At 65.5% G+C, this 18610-nt stretch carries 20 protein-coding genes and 1 pseudogene; 6 read left to right on the forward strand and 15 right to left on the reverse strand.

The genetic code is table 11. The features are described from left to right. From AKL29_RS04595 to AKL29_RS04615, 5 genes and pseudogenes are all read right to left on the reverse strand, one after another. A pseudogene (locus AKL29_RS04595) lies at positions 1-991 on the reverse strand (adenylate/guanylate cyclase domain-containing protein); the annotation flags it as partial. A gap of 139 nt (positions 992-1130) precedes the next feature. Beyond that, positions 1131-2294: an ABC transporter permease gene (locus tag AKL29_RS04600; RefSeq protein WP_050383288.1), complete on the reverse strand. Its 1164-nt coding sequence runs from the start codon at positions 2292-2294 to the stop codon at positions 1131-1133. 18 nt (positions 2295-2312) lie between these two features. Then, entirely contained in the window at positions 2313-3272 is a 960-nt protein-coding gene (locus AKL29_RS04605) for an ABC transporter ATP-binding protein (RefSeq protein WP_050383289.1), read from the reverse strand. Next, positions 3269-4066, reverse strand: a complete 798-nt coding sequence (locus tag AKL29_RS04610; RefSeq protein WP_050383290.1) for an HlyD family secretion protein — start codon at positions 4064-4066, stop codon at positions 3269-3271. The genes AKL29_RS04605 and AKL29_RS04610 overlap by 4 nt, the downstream gene beginning before the upstream one ends. Further along, positions 4063-4686: a TetR/AcrR family transcriptional regulator gene (locus AKL29_RS04615; protein ID WP_244481757.1), complete on the reverse strand. Its 624-nt coding sequence runs from the start codon at positions 4684-4686 to the stop codon at positions 4063-4065. The genes AKL29_RS04610 and AKL29_RS04615 overlap by 4 nt, the downstream gene beginning before the upstream one ends. Here AKL29_RS04615 and AKL29_RS44410 point away from each other — a divergent pair. Both AKL29_RS44410 and AKL29_RS04620 read left to right on the forward strand, forming a co-directional pair. After that, positions 4598-4804, forward strand: coding sequence for a hypothetical protein (locus AKL29_RS44410; protein WP_244481758.1), 207 nt, complete (start codon positions 4598-4600; stop codon positions 4802-4804). The two genes, AKL29_RS04615 and AKL29_RS44410, sit on opposite strands and share 89 nt — an antisense overlap. A gap of 160 nt (positions 4805-4964) precedes the next feature. Next, positions 4965-5930, forward strand: coding sequence for a bestrophin-like domain (locus tag AKL29_RS04620; protein ID WP_244481756.1), 966 nt, complete (start codon positions 4965-4967; stop codon positions 5928-5930). Between the two features lie 29 nt (positions 5931-5959). On the opposite strand, the gene AKL29_RS04625 is transcribed toward AKL29_RS04620, so the two are convergent. Further along, positions 5960-6370 carry a DUF2000 family protein gene (locus AKL29_RS04625; RefSeq protein ID WP_050383292.1) on the reverse strand — a complete coding sequence of 137 codons (411 nt, stop codon included), beginning with the start codon at positions 6368-6370 and terminating at the stop codon, positions 5960-5962. Between the two features lie 293 nt (positions 6371-6663). Between AKL29_RS04625 and AKL29_RS04630 the strand changes: the two genes are divergently transcribed. Next, positions 6664-7881, forward strand: a complete 1218-nt coding sequence (locus tag AKL29_RS04630; RefSeq protein WP_050383293.1) for an NAD(P)/FAD-dependent oxidoreductase — start codon at positions 6664-6666, stop codon at positions 7879-7881. A gap of 45 nt (positions 7882-7926) precedes the next feature. On the opposite strand, the gene AKL29_RS04635 is transcribed toward AKL29_RS04630, so the two are convergent. The 9 genes from AKL29_RS04635 to AKL29_RS04675 all read right to left on the reverse strand — a co-directional run bounded on the left by AKL29_RS04635 (position 7927) and on the right by AKL29_RS04675 (position 15407). Then, positions 7927-8277 carry a DUF4189 domain-containing protein gene (locus tag AKL29_RS04635; protein ID WP_420888210.1) on the reverse strand — a complete coding sequence of 117 codons (351 nt, stop codon included), beginning with the start codon at positions 8275-8277 and terminating at the stop codon, positions 7927-7929. 277 nt (positions 8278-8554) lie between these two features. Continuing rightward, positions 8555-10159 (reverse strand): NTP transferase domain-containing protein, encoded by a 1605-nt coding sequence (locus AKL29_RS04640; RefSeq protein WP_028336804.1) that lies wholly within the window; start codon positions 10157-10159, stop codon positions 8555-8557. Further along, positions 10156-10857, reverse strand: a complete 702-nt coding sequence (locus AKL29_RS04645; RefSeq protein ID WP_050383294.1) for an XdhC family protein — start codon at positions 10855-10857, stop codon at positions 10156-10158. Before AKL29_RS04645 ends, AKL29_RS04640 begins: the two co-directional genes overlap by 4 nt. A gap of 2 nt (positions 10858-10859) precedes the next feature. Beyond that, complete coding sequence (locus AKL29_RS04650; RefSeq protein WP_018272401.1) at positions 10860-11183, reverse strand: XdhC family protein; 324 nt, start codon at positions 11181-11183, stop codon at positions 10860-10862. Positions 11184-11195: 12 nt separating this feature from the next. Further along, positions 11196-12398 (reverse strand): vWA domain-containing protein, encoded by a 1203-nt coding sequence (locus AKL29_RS04655; RefSeq protein WP_028336802.1) that lies wholly within the window; start codon positions 12396-12398, stop codon positions 11196-11198. 105 nt (positions 12399-12503) lie between these two features. Further along, positions 12504-13409 (reverse strand): AAA family ATPase, encoded by a 906-nt coding sequence (locus tag AKL29_RS04660; RefSeq protein WP_050383295.1) that lies wholly within the window; start codon positions 13407-13409, stop codon positions 12504-12506. Between the two features lie 48 nt (positions 13410-13457). Continuing rightward, positions 13458-14264, reverse strand: a complete 807-nt coding sequence (locus tag AKL29_RS04665; RefSeq protein ID WP_050383296.1) for an FAD binding domain-containing protein — start codon at positions 14262-14264, stop codon at positions 13458-13460. Positions 14265-14319: 55 nt separating this feature from the next. Beyond that, a complete protein-coding gene (locus AKL29_RS04670; protein WP_028336799.1) occupies positions 14320-14805 on the reverse strand; it encodes a (2Fe-2S)-binding protein in 486 nt (161 codons plus the stop codon). A gap of 155 nt (positions 14806-14960) precedes the next feature. Further along, positions 14961-15407, reverse strand: coding sequence for an SRPBCC family protein (locus AKL29_RS04675; protein ID WP_016840413.1), 447 nt, complete (start codon positions 15405-15407; stop codon positions 14961-14963). A 210-nt stretch (positions 15408-15617) separates the two neighbouring features. Between AKL29_RS04675 and AKL29_RS04680 the strand changes: the two genes are divergently transcribed. From AKL29_RS04680 to AKL29_RS04690, 3 genes are all read left to right on the forward strand, one after another. After that, positions 15618-16973 (forward strand): 3-carboxy-cis,cis-muconate cycloisomerase, encoded by a 1356-nt coding sequence (locus AKL29_RS04680; RefSeq protein ID WP_050383297.1) that lies wholly within the window; start codon positions 15618-15620, stop codon positions 16971-16973. An 85-nt stretch (positions 16974-17058) separates the two neighbouring features. Beyond that, positions 17059-17841 carry a 3-oxoadipate enol-lactonase gene (gene pcaD, locus AKL29_RS04685; protein WP_050383303.1) on the forward strand — a complete coding sequence of 261 codons (783 nt, stop codon included), beginning with the start codon at positions 17059-17061 and terminating at the stop codon, positions 17839-17841. A 252-nt stretch (positions 17842-18093) separates the two neighbouring features. Further along, positions 18094-18477 carry a carboxymuconolactone decarboxylase family protein gene (locus AKL29_RS04690; RefSeq protein WP_028336796.1) on the forward strand — a complete coding sequence of 128 codons (384 nt, stop codon included), beginning with the start codon at positions 18094-18096 and terminating at the stop codon, positions 18475-18477. The last annotated feature ends 133 nt before the right edge of the window (positions 18478-18610 follow it).

An 18610-nucleotide genomic window follows, 5' to 3' on the forward strand; every position in this document is an offset into this window, starting at 1 on the left:
CCGCCTGATGCGCGGCGTCGCCGGTCTCGAACGGCGCACCGAACAGCGCGAGAAAGCCGTCGCCCAAAAACTTGTTCACGATGCCGCCATGGCGATCGAGAATATCGACCAGCACGGCAAAGGCGCCGTCGAGCCTGTCGACCACCTCCTGCGGCGAGCGGGTGCGCGCACCGGCGGTGAAGCTGCGGAAATCCACGAACATCACGGCAACACGGCGGATGTCGCTGCCGGTGCCGGCACCCTCCGTCATCAGACGTTCGACCACCTGCGGCGAGACGTGCTGGCCGAACAGATTGGTGATGCGATCGCGCGCGGTGGCGGCCGCGATGCTGGCCGCGAACTGCCGGCGCAGCTGCATGCCGACCGCGCCGGCCAGCATGCCGCAGATCAGGATGATCGAGCTCCGCGCGGCGTGATAGTAGATGCTGGTCTCGGCCGCGCCGCCGCCCGAGGGATGGAAGAACACCGCCATGTAGAACAGCTCGACCGCCGCGACGAAGCCGGTGAAGGTCGAGAGCCAGAAGTCGAGCCGCAGCGTCGACAGGATGATGAAGACGAAATAGATCAGCGGCGCCACGAAGCCGAGCGCCTCCTGCGGCCCCATGCTGTTCATGTGCAGCGCCAGCACGACGGTCGGCAGCGACGTCTCGACCAGCACGCCGATGTAACGCCGGACCACCGGCAGGTCGCGCCCCTTGCGCATGTGCCAGCTGATCGCCCCGTGCACCCAGATCTCGAACAGGATCAGCGGAATGGTGACGTAGAAGACGTAGACGGGACTGAGGTTGCCGTGCCAGACGCGGCTGACCGCCTCGGGCGCAAAGAAATACACCAGCAGACTGATCGCCGCGAGGGCAGCGGCGGTAGCGATCAGCACCTTGATGCGGAGCAGCTCGGTGGTCATCACCTCGCGCATCAGGGCGTGATGGAAGTCCGCGGATACGGTCGCGCCTTGCGCCGCCTCGCCTTTCGTCGCCAAGATTTCAGCCATGCCCTCCACCCCGTCATTCCGGGATGGTCCGAAGGACCAGACCCGGAATCTCGAAATTCCCTGGTACGCAGTTGCGTACCATAGTTCGATGCTGCGCATCGCCCCGGAATGACGATCGTTGATGGGATCCATATTAGCCTCAATCGAGCGTGCGGCGGAAGCGCGTCACCGCGATCGTCATGGCGAACAGCATCAGGGCGACCAATGCGGCGGTGTCGTATTGCAGGTTCTGCATCGCCGCCCCCTTCAGCATGATGGCGCGGACGATGCGCACGAAATGGGTCAGCGGCAGCCCCTCGCCGATATATTGCGCCCAGACCGGCATGCCCGCGAACGGAAACATGAAGCCGGACAGCAGGATGCTCGGCAGGAAGAACATCATCGAGAGCTGCATCGCCTGCAGCTGGTTCTGGACGATGGTCGAGAAAGTGTAGCCGATCGACAGATTGGTGGTGATGAACAGCGTGGTGAGCAGCGCCAATAGCGTGAGGCTGCCGAGGACCGGCACGCCGAACAGCAAAATGCCGATGGCGATGATCAGCGTGGCCTGGATGAAGCCGACCAGCACATAGGGGATGATCTTGCCGAACATCACCTCGACCGGCTTGATCGGCATCGACAGCAGGCTCTCCATGGTGCCGCGCTCGATTTCGCGGGTCACCGAGAGCGCGGTGAAGATCAGCATGGTCATGGTCAGGATGGTCCCGACCAGGCCGGGCACGATATTGAGGCGCGAGTCCGCCGCCGGGTTGTAGCGGGCGTGGGCGCGGATCTCGAACGGCATGTCCGGGGGATCGCCGACGTGCAGATCATGCGCCAGCGCCGATTGCACCAGCGGCCCGAGTGCGCCGAGCGCCGAGCCCGACGCCACCGGGTCGGTGGCATCGGCCGCGACCAGCAGCGCCGGTCTGTCGCCGCGCCGCACCGCGCGCTCGAAGCCGCGCGGGATCTCGACGCCGAACAGCACCTTGCCGGATTGCAGCAACTCGTCGAACTCCTCGACGGTGTGGACCTCGCGGACAAAATGGAAATAGGCGGTGTTCTCCATCGCCTTCAGGATCGAACGGCCGAGATCGCTGTCCTCCTGGGTCAGCACCGCGGTCGGCAGATTGCGCGGCGTGGTATTGATGGCGTAGCCGAACAACGTCAGCTGCATCACCGGCAGCATGATGATCATGGCGAACGAGACGCGGTCGCGGCGAAGCTGAATGAACTCCTTGACGAGCATCGCGTAGCTGCGCCGCCAGAAGCCGAATGCCGGCTCCCTCGCCTCGCTGTTCTGGATCGTTTCCGCTGCGCTCATCGCAATTATCCCTGGAAATTATCCTTGAAAGTTATCCTTGGAGCGCCCCATCAGATCGATGAAGACGTCTTCGAGCGACGGCTCGCTGGCCTGCCAATGCCATTTCGAATTGTCCCGATAGGCCGCGATCGCGCCCTCGAGCGCCGCCTTGTCGCGGCCGGAGACGTGCAGGCTGGTGCCGAACGGCGCCACCATGTCGACGCCGGGCTTATCCGTGAGCTCGGCCATCAGGCCGTTGAAATCCTCGCCCGTCACCGTCCAGGTCGACAGCGCGGAGGCGGCGATCACCTCGTCCACCGTGCCATGGGCCAACAGATGGCCATAGGCGATGTAGGCGATCTCGTGACAGCGCTCGGCCTCGTCCATGTAATGGGTCGAGACCAGCACGGTGAGGCCTTCGGCGGCGAGCGCGTGGATCTCGTTCCAGAAATCGCGCCGCGCCTTGGGATCGACGCCGGCGGTCGGCTCGTCCAGCAACAGCAATTGCGGATTGGGCAACGTGCAGGCGCCGAGCGCCAGCCGCTGCTTCCAGCCGCCGGAAAGGTTGGCGGCGAGCTGCTCCTCGCGGCCCTTCAGCCCGATCCGCGCGATCATGTCGGCCGCAGCCCCGCGCGCGTCCGGCATGCCATAGAGCCGCGCCACGAATTCCAGATTCTCGCGCACCGACAGATCCTGGTAGAGGCTGAAGCGCTGCGTCATGTAGCCGACCTTGCGCTTGATCTTGTCGGCATCGCGCCGGATGTCGTAGCCGAGGCAGGAGCCCTCGCCGCTGTCGGGCGTCAGCAGGCCGCACAGGATGCGGATGGTCGTGGTCTTGCCGCTGCCGTTGGGACCGAGGAAGCCATAGATCGAGCCGCGCTTGACCTGCATCGACAGGTCATGGACGACCTCGCGTCCGCCAAACGACTTGGTCAGGCCCTTCACATCGATGGCGATGGAGGGTGCGTTGGACCGCGCGCTGGTGGAGCCGCCGTTCATCTGCGATCCGCCACCGGCGTCTTAGGGGTGGTCTTGGGATTGAGGTAGATGCTGATCGGCTGACCGACGCGCAGCACATCGGGCCGGCTCGGCCGCGCCTGGATCAGATAGACCAGCTTGTTGCGCTCATCGAGACTGTAGATGACCGGCGGCGTGTATTCCGCCGTGGTGGCGATGAAGTAGATCTTTGCCGTGAGGTCGGCGGCGCAATTGTCGCAGGTCACCCTCACCTCGTCGCCGAGCGCGAGCTTCGGCAGCTCGGCCTCCGGCACGAAGAAGCGCAGCTTCATGTTGCCGGGCGGCATGATCGACAGCACCGGGCGCTGCGCCTGCACCATCTCGCCCTCGCGGAAATAGATCTGCTGGATCGATCCTGCGATCGGCGCAAAGCCCTTGCGGCGGTCGAGCCGGGTCTGCGAGGTGTTGACCCGCGCCTCCGCAACGCGCAGCGCCGAGACCGCGGAATCCAGATTGGCCTGGGTGCCGGCGCCGGTGCCGCGCAGCGAGGCCGCGCGGTCATAGCTCTGCCGCGCATTGGCGAGGGTCGCGTTGTTCTGATTGAGATCGGCGCGCTGCAAATCGTCGTCGACCGAATAAAGCAGATCGCCGGGCTTGACCTCGTCGCCCTCGCGCACATTGAGCTTGATGACGCGGCCGGATTCATCGGGGCTGACGAAGATCATGTCGGCCTCGACCCAGCCCTGGAAGCCGGGATCGCGCTTCTCCTGGCAACCGGCCAGCGTCGCCGCCAGCACGACTGTCGTCACGAGCTTCATCATGCGCGAGCGGGTCATGGCTTGCTCCGTTCGCCGAAGATCAGATCGAGATGAACCTTGAACATCGCGAGGGCATCGAGCGGCGCGTGCCGGGCAAACAGGCTCTGCCAGATCACCGCGACGATCGCGGGCGCCACGACAAGCTGGGGAAACTGCGCGAGCTGGCGCTGCCTGATCTCGCCGCGCGTGATCGCGAGCTGGATCAGCGCCTGCATCGCGGCCATCCCCTTCGACACCACCTCGCGGAAATAGAAGTCGGCGATCGTCGGGAAGCGCGGCCCTTCGGAGACGATCAGGCGGACGATGTCGCCGCGCCGGGTCGACACGATCTCGCGGATGAAGGTCTCGGCGAATCTCTCCACCGCATCGCGCACCGGGCCGGTGATGGTGGGCGGCGCGGCCATGCGATTGACCAGAGGCACCACTGCGGTGCGGATCAGCTCCTCGAACATCGACTCCTTGTCCTTGAAGTACAGATAGAGCGTGCCCTTGGCGACGCCCGCCCGCTTGGCGACATCGTCGAGCCGCGTCGCGGCAAAGCCGCGTGCGATGAACTCGTCCATCGCCGCCTCGACGATCGCTGCGCGCCGCTCCGCGGATTTCTCGGCGCGGTTCGCGGCAGGCTTCGGCTCGGGCAGCTTTGCCGAGGCCACCTTCGGGATCCTCGTCGCCGCAGCCCGGATCGTGGTGGTCCGGCGCTTGGCGGGCCGGGAGCGGTTCGTTTCTTCGATGCGCTTTGTCATGGCCATAATATGACTGACCAGTCAGTCATCGTCAATGCGTTCAGAGAAAACGCCTACCGGCCGGAAGCGTTCCTGTTGGCCTTCCCGGGTGCGCATAGATTCGCGATCTCGCGGTGCAAATGCCCGAATTTGCTGCTTATTTCTGCCCCTCTGGAGAACAGAGGACGCAGGGAATGCCGGGTGCCGATCGCACCCAGGGGCCCTGTGCAACAAAAAGGCGCAGGGGTGGCATCACAGGTGTAACCGGAGCATCCGGCTTTCCCTGCGCGATGGGCTACGGCTCACCTCGTACTCAACCCGGCGAGATTGGGGGGATTTTGATACAAGCGATCGGCTGGGGGGAAACACCTATGAGCGATTGGTTACACAACCTGTCTGTGCCGTGGATGGCCTTCATTGTCTTCGGCTTCACCTATCTTGTTGCCATTCTCATTTTCGCAGGCGTTGCGATCCTGTCGACCAAGGAGCGCGCAACGTCTTTCAAATCGATCTCGCCCGGCATGTTGCCGGTGCTCGGCATCCTTTTCGGCCTGTTTGTTGCATTCACCGCGGCACAGGTCTGGAGTGACAGTGATCGCGCCACCGCGGCGGTGAGCCGCGAAGCCAGTTCGTTGCGGGCGGTCATCTTGCTCGCCGGCGGCCTGCCGCCGGAGCAGGAGGCGCGCCTGCGCGGTCTCGTTCGCGACTACGTCGAGGAAACGGTCGCCGTGGAATGGCCGATGATGGCGCGCCAGGCTGCATCGCTCAAGGCAGCTCCTCCCGCGCTGACCGCGGCGTTGCGCTTTGTCGTATCAACGCCCGCGCAAAACCCGGGCCAGCAGACGACGCAGCACGAGATCATCACCAATCTGAATTCGGCACTCGATGCGCGACGACAACGGATCATCGTCAGTCAGACCGAAGTCGACTCGATAAAATGGTGGTGCCTCTACCTTCAGGCCATCTGCGAGCTATTGGTCATTGCGCTTGTTCACTGCGACAACCGGTTGGGATCCGCCATCGCGATGGGACTGTTCGCGACCGGCGTGGCCACATCGGTTCTGCTGATTGCCGCGCATGATCGACCATTCACCGGCCAGATATCGATTGCGCCGACGCCGTTGCTGCAGATCATGCCGGACAAGGAGACGAGCCGATAAGCGCCGGACCGCACTACGCGCGCTGTCCGCTACGTGTGAAACTTCAGTCCATCGAGGATCTTGTCGACCACCTTGCGCTCGGCGCGAATGGCGAGGCCGACCAGGTTGAGCTCGCTGCGCACGACCGCCTTCACCACCTCGCGGTTGGCGGCGTCATGCGTGGTCTTGAACATGTCCTCGGTGTAGAGCGCCGGCTGCACGTTGCGCGCCAGCGCGCGCTCCAGCGCCCGCGACAGCGCAGGCCCGTCGGCGCCGTAGATCAGGATCGGCTGGCCGATCAAAGAGAGATATCTGGTCCCCGAGCCGTCCTCGTAATTCCCGCCGATACATTCGGGGAAGGAAGCCGCGATGCCACCGGCAAGAAACGACGCCACGTTGAGCTTCTGCCAGACTTCCAGGTCGGTGCGGATCACGACCGCGATCTTGGTGTCGAACTGCATGATGCAAGTCTAGCGGCAGGCAGGCGGCAAACGCCAGTTCTACAGGTGCAGACCACATCTGCCAGCGAGGCGCTGACGTTAGATTCCCGGGAGACCCGCCGGCGCATCCTGCCGACCTGAACCTGCCATTCCGCGCCGGCGAGAAGGACTTGTGATGAAGTCTTATCATTGGCAGCAGGGCGACGTCGCAAAGGCCCGATCCGTGCCGGGACGGAAAGCGATAGTCAGGTCCTGCGCCGCGTAGTAGGCTTCGGGCGTTCGATGACCATCAGCATATTTCAGGGCATTGCATCATGATCAGCAAGGCCGATGTTGTTGTTATTGGTTCGGGCGGATTGGGCGCGGCCACAGCCTATTACCTGAGCAAGCGTGGAGGTCTCAGCGTCGCCCTTGTCGACAAGCATGAGATCGGATCGCAAACCTCGCCCCGCGCGGCAGGCATGGTGAGTTGCGCGCGCAAGAGCGACCTGATGATTGGCCTCATCAAGGACGCATGCCGCAAGATCGAGGCGTTCACTGAAGAAACCGGCCAGCCGCTCGACTGGGTGCATTCGGGCAGCCTCAAGATTGCGCGCCGGCCGCAGGACGCCGAAGTGATCGAGGACGACTTCGCGCGCGGACGCCGCACCGGCCTCGACGTCGAGCTGATCTCTCCGGAAGAGGCGAGCGGTCTCAATCCGTTCCTGCAGCCGGCGGGCGTCGTTGCGGCGATGCGGATAGGCGACGACCGGTATTTCGACCCGGCGCAGGTTGCCGTCGGTTTCGCCACGGCCGCCGCGGCCAACGGTGCGACCTTGCTGCCGAAGACCGACGTGCGCGCCGTCAACATCGTCGGCGGCACCGTGATCGGCGTGACCACCGCAAACGGCGTCATTGAAAGTCCGGTTGTCGTCGATGCGGCCGGTGCGTGGACGCGGCAGGTCGCGGAGGCAAGTGGAATTCGCGTGCCGCTGGTGCCGACCCGGCAGCAATTGATCGTCACCGAGCCTTTGGATGGCGCGCGGGCCGACCTGCCGATGATCCGCATCATGGATGCTGCGGTGTATGTCCGCCCGTGTCAGGGCGGCTTCCTGTGGGGTGTCTACGAGGAAACGCCGCGCTTCTTCGATATGCAATCGCTTGGGGCCGGCTTCGACGTCAAGGACATGCCGCTCGACATCGGCGTGCTTCATGCCGCCGCCGATGAGGTCAAGGACCAGCTCCCGTTCCTGCAAACCGCCAAGGTGCGGGAGTTTCGCGGCGGCATTCCGACGATGACCGCCGACGGCCATCATATTCTTGGCCCGGCCGCCGGAGTGACCGGCTTCTATTTTGCGAGCGGGTGCAACGTCGCCGGTCTGTCGATCTCGCCGACCGTCGGCGAGGCGCTCGCGGCCTGGATCGTGGACGGCAAGCCGCCCGTCGATCTATCGCCGATGTCGGTCATGCGGTTCAAAGACCAATCGTGGTCTGAAGACCAATTGGAGCGCGACGCCGCCTGGCAATACCGACACTTCTATGGCGCCGTCTGAGCGCGGCAGCGCGCTTTGCCCACCAGGCGGATTGCGGCGACCGCCCTACCCCTTGGCGTCGCAGGCCCAGGCACGGATCACGCATTCCTTGCCGCCATAGTCGTAGCACTTCTTGGTCGCGGCATTGAGCGAGCTCGAGATCTTCGGCGCCACGGCATAGCCATGGGCGCCGCAGGGATTCTTCATGTCGATCGAGAGCGCGGCGCAGGCCCGCTTCATGGTCACGGTGGTGCAATCGCCCTTGCACTGCTTCAGCGCGGCGGCGCGCGCCGCACCCTCCGCCGGATAGTCGTAGGCCTGGCCATACGCCCCGCACTTGCCGACCGCGAACGCGCCGGCCGCGCGCGCCTTGGGCACGAAGGTTTCCACGGAGAAACGCGTGGCGCCGAGCAGCAGTGTCAGGACGAGAATCGTCAGCGCGCGACGCTGCGCGACGGCAGTCGAAATGATCAAGCGGAAATCCCCCAAAGCCCGGCGCGGACTGTACGCAGGGGTCGTTTCCAGATGGTGAATGACGGGTTGATGAACCGTCAAACCCTCATGGTGAGGAGGCGCGAAGCGCCGTCTCGAACCACGAGGCCCCGCTGGTGCCATTCATCCTTCGCGACGCCGCTGCGCGGCTCCTCAGGATGAGGTCTGACATTTCGTTTGGACGAGACGATTGCAAGCGTGCTTATCCCCGTCTTGCCGCTTCCAGCGCCTGCGGGGTGTCGATGTCGAGGAAGGCGCTGTCGCCGTCGACCGGGACCTCGGCGACCACCTCGGCATGCTTGGTGATCAAGTGACGCGCGCCGATGTCGCCGTCGAGCGTCATCAGCTCCTTGAAGAAGCGCCGCGACCACAGCACCGGATTGCCGCGGCGGCCCTCGCTGACGGGGACCGCGATCAGATGGCCGCGGTCCGGCGCGAAGGTCTCGATCAGGCGATCGATCAGCTTCGCATCGATCAGCGGCATGTCGCCGAGGCAGACGATCGCGCCGTCGGCGCTGTCGGAGACCGCCGCAATGCCCGCCTTCACCGAGCTGGCGAGGCCGCCGGCGAAATCCGGGTTGCGGACGAATTTGACCTTGAGGCCCTCGAGCGCCTGCTCGACCAGCTCGGCCTGATGCCCGGTAACGACGATGACCTCGGAGGCCTTCGACGCCAGGGCCTGCTCGGCGACGATGCGCGCGAGCTTCTTGCCGTCGAGCTCGGCGAGCAGCTTGTTCGGGCCGCCCATCCGGGTCGAGCGGCCGGCGGCGAGCACGATCGCCGCAACGTTGCGGTTGCCTTCGGTGTCCGGCACGGTGCGCGGCTGCGGCCGCGTCACGATCTCCATGAGAAGACCGCCGACGCCCATGCCGGTGAGATCCGACCGCTTCACCTTGATGCCGGCGAGCAACCGCATCAGCACCCAGTCAAAGCCGTTCTCGACCGGCGAGCGCGCGCAGCCCGGCGCGCCCAGCACCGGCACGCCGCCGGCGCTGCCGATCAGCAGCAGATTGCCCGGATCGACCGGCATGCCGAAATGCTCGACCGCGCCACCGATCTCGGTGATTGCAGCCGGAATGACATCGCGGCGGTCGGCGATCGCGGACGCCCCGAACACGATGACGAGTTCGGCCCCTAACCCGAGCAATTCCTTGATCGAGGCGGCGAGCACCGTCTCGTCATGCGGCACGCGGCGCTCGGCGATGATGGTGGCGCCGGCCGGCGCGAGACGCTCAGCGGTGACGCGCAGCGTCTTGTCGATCACCTTCGGCGCGAGGCCCGGCAGCAGCGTCGAGACCACGCCGACCTTCTGGATCACATAGGGCGCGATCCGCAGCGTATCCTTGCCGGCCACCGCGACGGCGGCATCGCGCAAGCGCCCCTCGACGCCGAACGGGATCAGCTTGACGGTCGCGATCATCTCGCCCTCGACCACCGGCTTGAACGCGGCGAGGGTTGCGAAGGTGATGGCCTCGTCGACATCGTTGATGCGGTCGACCGCGGCGCGATCGATCACCAGCACGCCGGGGCGCGCCGCGAACAGGTTGGCTCGGCCGGTGAAGGCGCGCTCGACATTGACGCCCTCGCCGGCCACCGCCTGCGCGATGCTGGCGGCCGCGGCGTCCTCGGAGACGTCGCCCTCGTCGAGCCGCACCACGACGATCTCGTCGACGCCGGCCTTGGTCAGCGCCTCGACCTCAGCGGGGCCGATCGTGGTGCCCTTCTTGAGCACCAGCGCGCCCTGGCGGAGGGTATGCACGGTGACGCCGCCAATCGCGTCGGCCGGACTGGCGGGACCGAACTTCATGCCGCTTCTTCTTTTTCTTTGGGGGGCAAGCGCAGCTGCGCGGTGATCTCGGCCATGATCGCGACCGCGATCTCCGACGGCGACACCGCGCCAATATCGAGGCCGATCGGCGCGTGGATGCGCGCGATGTCGCTGTCCCTGGCGCCCTGCGCGCGCAGCCGTTCGGCGCGCTTGGCGTGGGTCTTCCGCGAGCCCAGCGCGCCGATATAGAAGCAGTCGCGGTCGAAGGCGTGCAGCAGCGCCGGATCGTCGATCTTGGGATCGTGCGTCACCGCGACGAAGGCGGTGTAGTGATCGACGTTGAGCGGCGGCAGCGCGACGTCGGGCCATTCGGCGACCAGCGGCACGTCGGGGAAGCGCTCCGGGCTCGCAAACGCGGTGCGTGGATCGACCACCGTGACGTCATAGTCGAGCGAGCGCGCCAGCGGCGCCAGCGCCTGGCTGATATGGACCGCGCCGATGATCACGAGCTTTGCGGTCGGCGCGTAGACGTTGAGGAACAGCTTCCTGGTCCCGACCTCGACATTGCCGCTCTTGCCCATCCGCAGCTGCTTTGCGAGCTCGGCGCGCAGCGGATCGGCGGCGATGTCCGCGGCCTTGACCAGGCGCTGATCGCCATTGGCGGTGTCGGTGACGATGATGACCGGGCGGCGCGCGGCGCGCTCGGCGTTCAGCTCTTTCAGGATCTCGAGTTTCACGGCTAACCGACCTTCTCGACGAACACGCGGATGGTGCCGCCACAGGACAGGCCGACATTCCAGGCCGTCTCGTCGGCGACGCCGAATTCGAGCATTTTGGGCTGGCCGCTCGCGATGACGTCGAGCGCCTCGGTGACGACCGCGCCTTCGACGCAGCCGCCGGAGACCGAGCCGAGGAAGGTGCCGTCGTCATTGATGACGAGGCTCGAGCCGGCCGGGCGCGGCGCCGAGCCCCAGGTCTCGACCACGGTGGCAAGCGCCACGCCATGGCCCTCTTTCTGCCAGGTCTCGGCGGCCTGCAGGATGTCTTCGTCGCGGTTGAGCATGAGAGCGTCTCCTCAAGCAACAGAACGGATCAGGCTGCGGTGGTGCGCCGGCGGCGGGGATGACAGCGCCCCGATCAAGCCCTTGATGGAGGTCAAGTTATGCACCGGGCGAAATTCGTCAACGTGGGGCAACATCATTTTGATGCCTTGCGCCTTGGCCTCGAAGCCGGAGTAGCGCAGCAGCGGATTGAGCCAGATCAGGCGGCGGCAGGAACGGTGCAATCGGTCCATCTCGAAGGCCAGTTTGGCATCTGCCTCCCGTTCTAGTCCATCGGATATAAGGAGGACGATGGCGCCCTGCCCGAGCACCCGGCGGGCCCAGAGCTGGTTGAAGCTGTGCAGCGAGGTCGCGATCCGCGTCCCGCCGGCCCAGTCCTCGACCGAGGAGGAGCAGCTCGCCAGCGCCTCGTCGGGGTCACGGGCCCGTAACGCCCGCGTCACATTGGTCAGGCGGGTGCCGAACAGGAATACCGAGACCCGCTTGCGGTAGTCGGTGATGGCGTGCAGGAAATGCAGGAACAGGCGGGTGTACTCGCTCATCGAGCCAGAGATATCGAGCAGCGCCACGATCGGCGCCGGTTTCTCGATCCGGCCGAGCTTTCGGATGTCGATGATCTCGCCGCCGGTGCGCAGCGAGTTGCGCACGGTGCGGCGCATGTCGAGCCGCAGGCCCCGCGCATCCGGCTGGTAGCGGCGTGTCACAAGCTCGGCCTGCGGCAGCCGCATCTTGGCGATCTCGCGCGTCACCTCGGCGATCTCCGCCGCGGTCATCTGCGCAAAATCCTTCTTCTGCAGGATCTCCTTGTCGGACACCGAGAGCTTCAGCTCCTGCTCCTGGGCCTGCGGCCGCTCCTCGCTCCGCGCCGGCTGGGCCATCGCCTCCTGGACGCGGCGCGAGGCCGGCGGCGGCTTCTTCCTGGCGTGGTCGGGCAGCGGCACCGAATCCAGCATGCTCTTCCACTCCTCGGCGGCGCGGAAGAACAGCATAAAGGCCTGGCGGAAGATCAGCGCGTGCTCGTGGCGCTTGACGAAGATCGCTTCCAGCGTGGCATAGAAATCCGAGCGATGGCCGACCTCGATCAGCTGCAGCGCGTCGAGCGCGTCGATCACCGAGCCCGGCCCGACCGGGAGCCCGGCCGCCCGCAGCGCGCGGGCAAAGCCGATCACGTTGTCGGCCATGTGGCCGGTCGGAGGCGCGAGGTGGTTGATCGCCATTGTTGTTTGGCCTCGTCATTCCGGACCGCACGAAGTGCGGATCCGAAATCTGGAGATTGCGGCGCGAGACTCCGGGTTCACGCTTCGCGTGCCCCGGAATGACGGCTAGTCGCTCGTCGCTTCCTTCAATGTCTTCTGCAGCGCATCGCCCTGCATGCGCGCGATGTCGTCCTGATACTTCAAGAGCGCGCCCAGCGTGTCGCCGACGACCTGCGGGGTCAGCGAGCGGGCGTCGAGCTCGGACAGCGCGGTGGCCCAATCGATGGTCTCGGCAACGCCCGGCGACTTGTAGAAATCCTGGTTGCGCAGCGCCTGCACGAAGCGGACGACCTGCTGCGACAGCTTGGCGGAGATGTTCGGCACCCGCGACTTGACGATCGCGAGTTCGCGCTCGGCTGTGGGATAATCCACCCAGTGATAGAGGCAGCGCCGCTTCAGCGCGTCGTGGATCTCGCGGGTGCGGTTCGAGGTGATGATCACGATCGGCGGTGCCGGCGCCTTCACGGTGCCGAGCTCGGGGATCGTGACCTGGAAGTCGCTGAGGATTTCCAGCAGATACGCCTCGAACGCCTCGTCGGCGCGGTCGAGCTCGTCGATCAGCAGCACTGGAGGGCCCGCGACATCGGGCTCGAGCGCCTGCAGCAGCGGCCGCTTGATCAGGAAGCGTTCGGCGAAAATGTCGCTCGCGAGCTGGTCGCGATCGGTATCGCCGGAAGCCTCCGCCAGGCGGATCGCGATCATCTGCGCCGCACTGCTCCACTCATAGACCGCGGAGGCGACGTCGAGGCCTTCATAGCATTGCAGGCGGATCAGCTTGCGCCCGAGCGCCGCCGACAACACTTTTGCGATCTCGGTCTTGCCGACGCCGGCCTCGCCTTCGAGGAACAGCGGCCGGCCCATCCGCAGCGCGAGATAGGTCACGGTCGCGAGCGACCGCTCGGCGAGATAGCCGCGCGAGGTCAGGAGATCCTCGAGCGCATCGACGGAAGTGGGTAACGCCGATACACTCATGGAACAGCCAGTCTTCGAACAGAGGTCAGCAAAGTCACGCCTTGGTACTTAGTCCTTGGCGTTCGCGGCTTCCACCGCCCTGCGCGTCAAAACGCCGATCAGATGCGCGCGGTATTCCGCACTGCCATGCAGGTCGCTGTTCAGCCCGTCGGCCGAAACCGCGATGCCGTCGAGCACCTTGTGCGAGAAGCGCTTCTTCAGGGCGTCCTCGAACGCAGTGACGCGGAAGACGCCGTCGGAGCCCGCGCCGGTGACCGCGACGCGCACGTCGGACGGACGCTTGGCCACGAACACCCCGACCAACGCATAACGCGAGGCCTGGTTGCGGAACTTGACGTAGGCCGCCTTCTTCGGCACCGGGAACATCACCTTGGTGATGATCTCGTCGGCCTCCAGCGCGGTCGAGAACAGGCCCTGGAAATACTCCTCGGCCTTGAGGCGGCGCTTGTTGGTGACGATGGTCGCGCCCAGCGCCAGCACCGCGGCCGGATAGTCGGCGGTCGGGTCGTTGTTGGCGAGCGAGCCGCCGATGGTGCCGCGGTGGCGCACCGCGGGATCGCCGATCAGGCCGGCCAGCTCGGCCAGCGCCGGGATCGCCTCGCCCACGACCGCGGAGTTCGCGACTTCGGCGTGCTTGGCGGTGGCGCCGATGACCAGCGAACGGCCCTTCATCTCGATCGTGTCGAGACCTTCGATGTGGGAGAGATCGACCAGATGCGGCGGGCTGGCGAGCCGCTGCTTCATGACCGGCACCAGCGTGTGACCGCCGGCGATCAGCTTGGCGTCCTCGTTCTTCACCAGGAGGTTGGCGGCCTGCCGCACGGTGCCGGGACGGTGATATTTGAATTCGTACATTGGAATGTCCTGATCGCGGTCGCGATGAATTGCTGACTAGGCGAGGTCCGACTTGTTAAGCGAGGTCCGACTTCGCCATCGCCTTGGCGCCGGCGGCGATCGAGGCAACGATGTTCTGGTAGCCGGTGCAACGGCACAGATTGCCTTCCAGCTCCTCGCGGATCACCTCGTCGGAGAGCTCGTGGCCCTTGCGATGGACCAGGTCGACCGCGGTCATGATCATGCCCGGCGTACAGAAGCCGCACTGCAGCCCGTGATGCTCGCGGAAAGCCTCCTGCATCGGATGCAGCGGCGCGCCATCGGCCGCCAGCCCCTCGATGGTCTTGACCTCATGTCCGTCGGCCATCACCGCAAGCGTCGTGCAGGACTTCACCGCCCTGCCGTCCAGATGCACGACGCAGGCGCCGCACTGCGAGGTGTCGCAGCCGACATGGGTGCCTGTCAGCCGCAGGTTTTCGCGCAGAAACTGGACCAGAAGGGTACGGGGGTCGACATTCGCGTTCACGGGGTTGCCGTTCACGATCATTGAAATCTTGGCCATCAGCACTCTCTTATCTGCGCCACCGCATATCGGCGAAGCAGGCGGTTTTAAATCATTCCAGACGGCATAATATGGGCGCGCCCCGCGATGGGCAACCTTTCGAGCCACCCATCCAGGACATGGCCGGACCTGAATAATCCAGCCGAAAGGCGGGGCTAACCCTGCACCGCCTTGGCGAAATTTGCAAAGAATTCATCGGCCAGCTTCTTGGCGGCGCCGTTGATCAGGCGCTGGCCGAGCTGGGCGAGCTTGCCGCCGATCTGCGCCTCCACATTGTAGCTCAGAAGCGTGCCGCCATCCTTGTCGGCGAGGCCCACCGTGGCGCCCCCCTTGGCAAAGCCGGCGACCCCGCCCTCGCCTTCGCCAGAGATCTTGTAGCCGTTCGGCGGGTCGAGATCGCTCAAGGTGACCTTGCCCTTGAAGCGGGCGGAGACCGGGCCGACCTTCATCTTGGCGGTGGCGCGGAAGCCGCCCTCGTCGGTCTTCTCCAGCTCTTCGCAGCCGGGAATGCAGGCCTTCAACACTTCGGGATCGTTGAGCTTGTCCCACACAGCCTGGCGCGGCGCTGCAAGCTGGACTTCGCCGGTCATTGTCATGGCCATGGGGGATCTCCTCGATCGCTAGAACCTTTTCCCCCAAGTAAAGCAGCCGGGACACAAAGGAAAGGGCACCTTCGGAGGATGAGCGATGCATATTCGCAACCGCAGCAAGCCAAGCCCATTGTTCACGAAATTGCGCAATCCCCGCTGTTGAAAATGCAGGCAGCCCCAGGGCATTGGCATCGACGCGCGACAGTGGTTAGGTCGCCGGCCATGAGCACAGCCCTCTCTCCCCTGCTTGCGCCGATGCTGTCGAGCGCCGCGATGCGCGCGGTGTGCGACGACGCCGCCACGCTGCAGAACATGCTGGATTTCGAAGCCGCGCTGGCCCGCGCCGAGGTGGCCTGCGGGGTGATTCCCGCAGCGAGCGCAGGACCAATCGGCGCCGCCTGCAAGGGCGAATCATTCGACCTGGCCGCGCTGGCAGAGGCCGCGACGCGGTCCGGCAATCTGGCGATCCCGCTGGTGAAGGCCCTGACTGCCAACGTCGCCCAGGCGGATGCGGAGGCGGCGCGCTATGTGCATTGGGGCGCGACCAGCCAGGACGTCATCGACACCGCGACCGTGCTGTCGTTGCGCGCGGGGATCGACGCGCTGCTGACCGACCTCGACCGCGCCGTTGCGGGCTTCGCCGGGCTTGCGCGCGCACATCGCGACACCGCCGTGGTGGCGCGGACCTGGCTGCAGCACGCGCTGCCGATGCCGTTCGGCCTCAAGCTCGCCGAATACGGCGCGGCGCTGCATCGCTCCCGCAAGCGCTTGATGCGCCTGCGCCGCGAGACGCTGGCGCTGCAATTCGGCGGCGCCGCCGGAACGCTCGCCGCGCTTGGCGACAAGGGCCTCGCGGTCGCCGCCGCCCTTGCGCAAGAGCTTGATTTGCCGCTGCCGGATGCGCCCTGGCATACCCATCGCGACCGCATCGCCGAGGCCGCGTCGGTGTTCGCGATCCTCGCCGGCAGCTGCGGCAAGATCGCGCGCGATGTGTCGCTGATGATGCAGACCGATGTCGGCGAGGCCTTCGAGCCTGCCGGCGCCGGCCGCGGCGGCTCCTCCACCATGCCGCACAAGCGCAATCCGGTCGCCGCCGCGAGCGCGCTGGGGGCTGCGACCATGGCGCCGAATCTTGCCGCGACGATCTTCGCCGCGCAGGTGCAGGACCATGAGCGCAGCGCCGGCCCGTGGCATGCGGAATGGCCGACCTTGCCGGCCCTGATGCTGGTGACTTCGGGCGCGCTTGCCGCCATCGTCGATCTCGCCGAAGGGCTCGAGGTCGACGCGGCGCGGATGCGCGCCAATCTCGATGCGACTCAGGGATTGATCATGGCGGAAGCCGTCACCTTTGCGCTCGCCGACAAAATCGGCAAGAGCGACGCCCATCATCTGATCGAGGCCGCCAGCAAGCGCGCGGTCGCGGAGAAGAAGCATCTGCGCGAGGTGCTGTCGAAGGATGCCAAGGTCGCCGTACATCTCGACGCGAAACGAATCGCGGAACTGTTCGAGCCGATGGCCTATCAGGGCGCCTCGCAAGCGCTGATCGACCGCCTGCTGGCTTCACTGGATGACAAATAGCGACGATGTCGTTGCCGGGCAAAAAGCAGCGAAGCGCGTCTTCGCGCAGATGGCCCGGCAAGCGCATGACGAGAGGGACAAGACGATGCCGATGATCAACGCCGACGGGTGCATGCTCAACGTCCAGGTGGACGGTCGTGACGGCGGACCGACCTTGATGCTGTCGAACTCGCTCGGCTGCACCTTGCAGATGTGGGAGCCGCAAATGCGGGCGCTGACGCAGCTGTTCCGCGTCATCCGCTACGACCGCCGCGGTCACGGCAAGTCCGGCGTGCCACCGGGCCCGTACTCCATGGAGCGCTTCGGCCGCGACGTGCTGGCGATCCTCGACGACCTCAACATCGAGAAGGTGCACTGGTGCGGCCTGTCGATGGGCGGCATGGTCGGACAGTGGCTGGGAGCGAATGCCCCGGAAAGATTCGGCAAGATCATCCTCGCCAACACCGCCTGCTACTATCCCGATCCGACCAACTGGCTGAATCGCATCAAGGCGGTGAAGGAAGGCGGCATCGCCGCCGTCGCCGACACCGTGATCGCGGGCTGGCTGACCGCCGATTTCCGCGAGCGCGAGCCGGAGACCACGGCGCGCATGAAGGCGATGCTGCTGGCCTCGCCGGTCGAAGGCTATCTCGCCTGCTGCGAGGCGCTGTCGACACTCGACCAGCGCGCGCTGCTGCCCAGGATCAAGAGCCCGACCCTGGTAATCGCGGGAAAGCAGGACATGGCAACGCCGGTGTCGGCAGGCGAAATGATCCGCAGCGGCATTCCCGGCGCCAGCATGACGCTGCTCGATGCCGCGCATATTTCCAATGTCGAGCAGTCGCACGCCTTCACCGAAGCCGTGGTCGGCTTCCTGACGCAGCGGTAACGGTCGTCGTCATTCCGGGGGCGATGCGAAGCATCGAACCCGGAATCTCGATCCGCATCCATAACTTCGAGATTCCGGGTTCGGTCCTGCGGACCGCCCCGGAATGACGTAACCGGGAAGGATGCTCTATTGGCGACAATCAGTGTGTAGCCCGGATGCAGCGAAGTGAAATCCGGGACAAGTCTTCGGCAGACGCTGCCCCCCGGATTGCGCTGCGCTTTATCCGGGCTACGATTTCATGAGGAGACATCCATGGACGACAATCAGCGCCGCGACGACGGCATGACGCAGCGCCGCAAGGTGCTCGGCAATGAATGGGTCGACAAGTCGATCAAGAACCGCAACGCGTTCAACACCGACTTCCAGGACCTGATCACGCGCTATGCGTGGGGCGACATCTGGACCCGGCCGCATTTCGATCACCGCACCCGGCGCGTGCTTGTGATCGGCACCATGGTCGCGCTCGGCCAGTGGGACGAATTCCGCCTGCATGTGCGCGCCGCGCTCGCCGAGGGCGGCTTCACGCCCGAGGACATCAAGGAGATCCTGCTGCAGCAGGCGATCTATTGCGGCGTGCCGGCGGCCAATCACGCCGTCAAGGAAGCCGGCGCGATCATTGCCGAGCTAGGAGCATGATCCGGAAAAGTGCGAAGCGGTTTTCCCTCGCGACAAACGCGGAACGCGTTTGCGCGGAGATCATGCTCAAACAACGAACTAAAGCGCGATGACTATAGCGCTTTAGGTGGTGTTGACACTTATCGCATCCATA

The sequence above is a fragment of the Bradyrhizobium pachyrhizi genome (assembly GCF_001189245.1).
Lineage (GTDB): Bacteria > Pseudomonadota > Alphaproteobacteria > Rhizobiales > Xanthobacteraceae > Bradyrhizobium > Bradyrhizobium pachyrhizi.